The sequence below is a fragment of the Streptomyces sp. NPDC059900 genome, assembly GCF_050270335.1.
Lineage (GTDB): Bacteria > Actinomycetota > Actinomycetes > Streptomycetales > Streptomycetaceae > Streptomyces.
The window spans coordinates 1-6,288 of record NZ_JBNNJZ010000483.1; the positions used below are offsets into that span (position 1 = coordinate 1).

Annotated in this window: 4 protein-coding genes; 1 reads left to right on the forward strand and 3 read right to left on the reverse strand. The window is 70.6% G+C overall.

Annotated features, from left to right (window positions below; genetic code table 11):
- The 3 genes from ACQKIP_RS36820 to ACQKIP_RS36830 form a co-directional block, all read right to left on the reverse strand.
- On the reverse strand, positions 1–2,725 hold a 2,725-nt coding region (locus tag ACQKIP_RS36820; protein WP_427745135.1), incomplete at its 3' end, for a caspase, EACC1-associated type.
- Between the two features lie 4 nt (positions 2,726–2,729).
- Positions 2,730–3,131: an effector-associated constant component EACC1 gene (locus ACQKIP_RS36825; RefSeq protein WP_365862018.1), complete on the reverse strand. Its 402-nt coding sequence runs from the start codon at positions 3,129–3,131 to the stop codon at positions 2,730–2,732.
- A 185-nt stretch (positions 3,132–3,316) separates the two neighbouring features.
- Positions 3,317–4,396, reverse strand: a complete 1,080-nt coding sequence (locus ACQKIP_RS36830) for a helix-turn-helix transcriptional regulator (protein WP_365862017.1) — start codon at positions 4,394–4,396, stop codon at positions 3,317–3,319.
- Between the two features lie 158 nt (positions 4,397–4,554).
- Between ACQKIP_RS36830 and ACQKIP_RS36835 the strand changes: the two genes are divergently transcribed.
- Positions 4,555–5,985 carry an FAD/NAD(P)-binding protein gene (locus ACQKIP_RS36835; protein WP_365862015.1) on the forward strand — a complete coding sequence of 477 codons (1,431 nt, stop codon included), beginning with the start codon at positions 4,555–4,557 and terminating at the stop codon, positions 5,983–5,985.
- Positions 5,986–6,288: the final 303 nt, after the last annotated feature.

The window sequence follows — 6,288 nt, forward strand, 5'->3', positions numbered from 1 at the left end:
GTGCCACAGCGCAGGCGGAGTAGGCCAGGTCACGATCTTCGGGGTCAGTGATGGACCGGGCACTGTGTTCGGCTTCGCGGACCAGTCGACGGGCGTGGCCGGGAGCCTGCCAGAGGAGTTCCTGTGCGGTCAGCGCCAGCGCCGTGGCCCGGCGCTGTGGCTCGCTGCCCGGCATGCTCAGAGCGATCTGTGCGGCGGCTTCGGGCACGGATTGGCGGAGTTCGCTAACCATGCACAGCAGCGCCCTGGCGATGTCCTCGGCGTCGCTAAAGCCGCGGGCGATGGCTTCGGCACGGTCCGGGTCTGTCGACGCCAGTCGCCTGACCAGTGTATGGAGCGCATCGTCGCGCTCGTCCGGGGCCGGGAGAGTCCGTGCGATGTGCTCGGCGCGATGCGTGTCGTGGCGACTCATCGCTTTGAGGACCGACTCCAATGCCCTGGTTCGAGCTGTGGCCATGGGGATCGCGCGGGCTATGCGTTCGGCCCGGTGCGGATCCCTGGGGGCCAGTGCATCGACGAGTTCGCTGAGAGATCTGCTTCGAAAGCCTTGGGTCGCCAAGCTCAGCGCGATGTGTTCGGCTCGCTCCGGGTCGGTGCGGGCGAGTGACTGGGGCATACCGATCAGTGCGTTCATCCGTGTATCGGGGTCGCTGATGCCCTCGACCAGTTCGTGGGCTCGGTCGGGCTGGTGCGGCCTGATGACGACGGCGACCTTGGCCAGCACCTGCTCGGCGTGCGCGTGGTGCTTCAGGGGCAGGCTGCGGGCGATTCTCTCCGCGCGGTCCGGATCGGCGGTGGCCATGGACTTCAGCACGACACTGAGAACCGAAACTTCGGCGTCCTGCGCAGTTCCCAGTCCGGCGATGATCGACTCAGCCCGGCGGGGGTCGATCCGGGCGAAGCCGGACGCGGCCGCATACAGGGCCAGTCGGCGTTTTCTCCGCACGCGCAGTCCTAGGATCTCTTGGGCCAGCGCCTCGGCGCGCCCGGCGACGAGGGTCGCGTACTGGCCGTCGGCAAGCGCGAGTAAGTCAGCGGCCCTGGCGAGTGCCCGTACTTGCGCCAGGTGGTCCTGGAGCAGCGCGGCAGATCGCTCCAGCACCTGGCAGAGCCCTCGGGCGACGTCGACGTCGAAGCTGACGGCAGCCGCGATCACGTTGGTGAGTTGCTGCACCTGTTTGTCCGGGGCGGAGAGGCGGCGACAGACCGTGGCTGCCTGCGTCAGGAGACCTGTTGCTCTCGTCCTTGACCGTTCCCGTCGTCGGGCCTGTGCTTGCTCGGCCCAGGTGGCGCGATCTGCTCGTCGGGCGTCCCTGGCGAACCGGTCCCGTTCGTCCGTGAGGCTTGGCGTCTGCAGGACGAAAACGCGGGTTCCGTCAGGTTGCACGGCCATGACGATCCCGGCCACACCGCCCTCTGTCTCGTTCCAGACGGGCGCCCCGCTGAAGCCACGGCCCATGCCGGACGGCGGAACGGTGTCTGCCGGTATCAGTCCTGGTCCGGTGGGCCTGTGAAACTCGCCGGAGACCCACAGGCCGTCATGGCGGGGGCGGGGGAAGCCAAACGCTCGAAACTTTGCTCCGTGGGCAAGAAGGCGGCCCCTGGCCAGTGGCGCCGGCCCACTGCCCGCGACGGGCGTGTCGAGCCGCAACAGCGCCACGTTCGACTCGTCTTGCGGCCAGGACACGACGCGGGCCCGCGCCCCGGGCGTCCCCGGCAGCAGGGGGAAATCCAGAGCCACAGCACGCCCCGGCACCTCGTCACCGTCACGCGGCACGCCTGACGCTGCGTCCAGGGTGTGCGCGGATGTGCACACGATGTCATGGGACAGCAGGAGCCCGGATCCAAGGACGTCGCCGGCGGCCGAGTAGATGCGCACCTGGGCGGTGGCCAGGCCCTCCGGGCCCTCGACGGGCGGCGCCGGCGGAGTCGCTTGCTCGCCGGGAGGCAGGCTCTCCTGTGTACCGGGACCGGGCGCCACCGTTGGCGCACGGTTGCGGGCGATACAGATCCGCCCTGCGGTGTTGCGAATGCTCTGCTGCGGCGACGGGAACGACCGGGAGACGAGTTGACTGCGGGCGGCGTGGAAGACGGTCTCCATGGGCAGGAAGGGACCGGCTCCTGGCACTCCCTCCCGCAGGATATCGAGCAGTACGCCGGTGAACGCGGTGAATTCTTCGCCCGGTACGGCCAGAGATCGGGCGGTCGGAGACGCCGAGGTGATGACGCACGTACCGTCGACCATGGTGTCGTCGGCGGCGGTGTCCGTCGCGGACGACATGGCGCCGATCACCCGGCCGCTGAAACAGCAGTCGAACAGGACGACCTTTTTCCTCGCGCTACTGCCGGAGATGATGCGCCTGAGGTATTCGAATCGCAGGGCCCGCTGCACCAGCAGAGGGCGCATACGCGAACCGGGCAGAGCCATATACAACTCTCCGGTGATCGGGTCGACCAGGCCGTGTCCCGAGTAGTAGACGACGAGAGTGTCGTCGGCTGCGTCCGCCGCCTTCGCCACCGCATCCACGACGTCGTCGCCGGAGCCCGGTTGATGCAGCACCTTCACTCTGTCCCGCGGAATGCCCCAGATCGTCGGGTCGGTCAGCGCCGCTTGCAGACCGTTGAGGTTGTTCTTGACGGCGGGTAGGTCGTCGAGATGGGCGAACTGGTGGCACCCGACCAGGACTGCGCTGGAAGTGTCGCCGCGGGAGAGCACCTCAGCCACGGGCCTAACTCAGAGACGGACAAGGCGGGGCGGAGTCGGGTCCGTCCGGCGCAGTGTCCGGGTGTGAACCGGCGTTCTGCAGAGTCTCGATCAGGGACCGAACGATTTCGGGATCATCGGTGTTCACGACCACCGACACACCGTTCACCTCCAATTGCACAGCCGGAGCAGGGCTCGGGCGGCTGGACCGCCACGCCAGCAACGTCGCCAGCAGACTCGTGAGCGCGATGACGTTGGAGAGGACGACATCGACTACATCCAGGGTGCCGCCCATTGCACCGGGGATATCGGCCGCCCGGGCGGTCACCCGCGCCTGCCCGCGCAGTTCCTCTTCCTGATGGAGCCAACGAAACAGCGCCTCGGACTCTCCGCCGACCACCTCGTCAACCCGCAGCGTTAACTCCATGCCCTCAAGGTATCTCCTCGCGCACGAAGGGCGGGAACGGTTACAGCTTTTCGATCACACGGGCGACGCCCCTCGTCAGAACCTGGGACCGCTGCAGGGTCAATTGGATGCGCCGACCGGGGCCCGGGTGCGAGCGCCGGCCCGGGCGCGTGCGGCGATGCCGGAGATGGAGCCCAGCGGGCCGGTCAGCGCCGACCTGCCTCCGCGATCGGCCAGCAGTGCTCGGTGAGAAGACGGGCCGTCAGCTCTCCCCGGGTGGACACGCCGGCCTTCGTGAAGATCGTCTTCAGGTGGTCGCGGACCGTGTGCGGGGAGATGAACAGCGTCGAGGCGATCTCGCTGGTGGTCCTACCGCGGGCGACCAGCTGGGTGATCTGCAGCTCGCGCGGCGTCAGCCCGTACGCCTGGGCGATAAGGGCCCCGAGGTCGGCGGGGCCCGCGGGCTCGATGACCAGCGCCACCGGACCCGGCCGGCCGCCGGCGGCGGTGAGGCAGGAGGCATGGCAGGCCAACCACCGGCCCTCGGTGGTCCGGATGCGTACGCGGGCATCGCCGTGGTCGCGACCGCCGGCGATCGCCCGCGCCTGCAGCGCCGTGCCGATCACCCAGATGGGCAGCCGCAGGCCCAGGGACGTGGGGAAGGACGGCCCCGCCGGGAGATGGGCGAGCAGGTCACGCGCCTCGTCGTTGACCGACGTGGCCTCGCCCGACGCGTCGAAGAGGATCAGGCCGGGCCCGGGCCGCCCCGGCCGGGGCGGCACCTCACGCGGCCGTGCGAACGTGCGCAGCCGCTCGGCCAGTGGACGCGACAGGCCGGCGAGCAGCGTGACCTCTTCCGCACGGAACGCCTCCGCGGTACGGAACAGGCTCACCAGACCCCACGGCCGGTCACCGATCCGCAGCACGGCCCGCAGCTCGTCGAACACGCCCTGGCCGAGCAGCAGACGCCTGAACCGGGAACTGCGTGCGGGCAGATCACCGGTCGCCGCACGCAGCCCGGCCGCGGGCACCGGCGCCCCGGCCAGCTCGCGGAACGGCAGGACGTTCTCCTCCAGGAACTCGCTTTTCCAGTACTCCGCACAGCCCTCACCAGTGCCGAGGTTCTCCACCCGCATCGGCGCGGTGATCAAGCCGGTCTCCGGATCGGCCGCGGTCCACACGGCCGCGTCGAACGGCACCTGCCGCCGCAGTCCGGCCGAGGCCCTGCCGAACAACTCGTAGGCGTCGGCGGCCCGTTCACCCTCGGCCACTACCTCGTTGGTCATGTGCCCCCCTCCGGTGCCCAGCCTGCCTGCTCCCCGGACGTCCACCAACCCCTCATCCGAGGGGGTCGCGCCGAGATTGTCGCCCGCGGGCGGGGGATGGGCCCAGCGCCCCGGGGCGGCGAAGGTCAGGGTCATCAAAACCAGTGGAGAGGAAGAGCATGGACGTCGCGATCATCGGAGGGGGCGCGGCAGCGGTCGGCCTGCTGGACGCGCTTGCCGCCGCGCAAGACTCCGAGCCCGGCACGATCACCGTCTTCGAGCCGTCGCCGCAGCTGTGGCGGGGACGCCCCTACGGGCCCGATCTGGATGCGGTGGTGGTGAACGCGCCGCCCGCCATCATGTCCGTACGACACAGCGACTTCGGCCACTACGCGGCCTGGCTGGGCACGCGCGGCGCCGCACACCTCGACCAGCTCCTGGGGCACCCCCTGGTCCCGCGTGCCCTGTACGGCGACTACTTGGCGCACACCGCCCAGAATGCGGTGGCGGCCCTGGAGGAATCGGGCCGGCAGGTACGCGTCGAGGCAGCCCGCGTCACCGAGGTCGCCGGTGCCGGCGGCCGGCTCGCGCTGCGCGCCGACAACGGCCGCGCATACCCGGCCACCCACGTGGCGCTGTGCGTCGGCAGCGGGAGCCCGCCGGACCCGTACGCCCTGACCGGGAGCCCGGGGTATACGGCCGACCCGTATCCGCTGGCCGCAACGCTCCACGGCGTGGGCGCAATCGACGACGTGGCGATCGTGGGCAGCGGTCTGACCGCCGTGGACGTCGTCGTGTCGCTGGCCGCACGCGGGCATACCGGGCGCATCGCGCTCCTCTCACGCAGCGGCGTGCTGCCGCACGTCTGGCAGCGCCCGCTTGACCGCCGACCGCGGCACATCACGGCGGAGCGCGTCACGCAGGTGCACCAGCAGCGCGCGGGGAACCTCACCCTCGACGACCTCATAGGGCTGCTGCGCGCCGAACTAACCGACGCCGCCGAGGACTTCGACGCGTTCGCGGCCGAGCTCATGGCCACCGGGACCGAGGATCCGGCCCGTCGGCTGCGCCGTCAGCTCGCCGCTGTGGACGACCCGCGGATCGGCCGGCGAGTGCTGCAGGAAGCGGCGCACACCGTCGGCCCGTACGCCTGGCGCCTGCTGTCCGAAGCCGATCGGGCGCGCCTGCGACGCCACCTCCGGCTCGCTGCCAGTGTGGCATCGCCGATGGTCCCGGTGAACGCGGCCATCCTCATGCGGCTCTTGGAGTCGGACCAACTGGCCATCGTCGCCGGGGCCCGCGCGATCGAGCGGGCGAACGGGCGGTTCCGGGTGCATGCAGCCCGTGGCGCACAACTGACCGCGCACGCCGTCATCAACGCCGTGAACCCGGCGCCGCAATCGGTGCCGGACGCGGCTCGGCGCCTGGTCCGGTCCCTGACCGGTGCCGGACTGGCCACGCTGCACCCGGGCGGCGGCCTGGTTTCCGCCGACCCGCGCCTGCATGTGGTCGGAGACCTCGCCGGCGGCGGCTCGTTCATCACCGCGAGCATCCCCGGCGTCGCCGCCCAAGCCAAACGCGCGGCGCAGGCCCTTCTCAGCTCTGTCTGAACCCCGGAGCCCGGCCGGGGCGGCCGGGCGGCTGGACTGAACAACTCGGCAGGTCCCAAACGCACTTGCGTGCTCCCGTGGGGCGCGCTGCTTCGCGGTCGGGCCGCCTCCATTGGGATACCGCACGACACCGGGATACACCCACCGCCGGGATCACCGTCACCCCGAACCGAAATCCTCAGTAGCATGGCCCGATGGCCGGGACGAGTAAGCCAACCGACACGCCGGCGCCCCGCGTGCTGGCTCGCGCCGCCCGCGATGACCTTGGCGAGTTCAAGCAGCGGGTAGGCCGCCGCCCTGGCT

What these genes read in the sequence shown, in the direction of transcription:
- ACQKIP_RS36825 (WP_365862018.1), bottom strand. Translation starts at nt 3,131, where the DNA reads ATGGAGTTAACGCTGCGGGTTGACGAGGTGGTCGGCGGAGAGTCCGAG.
- ACQKIP_RS36830 (WP_365862017.1), bottom strand. Translation starts at nt 4,396, where the DNA reads ATGACCAACGAGGTAGTGGCCGAGGGTGAACGGGCCGCCGACGCCTAC.
- ACQKIP_RS36835 (WP_365862015.1), top strand. Translation starts at nt 4,555, where the DNA reads ATGGACGTCGCGATCATCGGAGGGGGCGCGGCAGCGGTCGGCCTGCTG.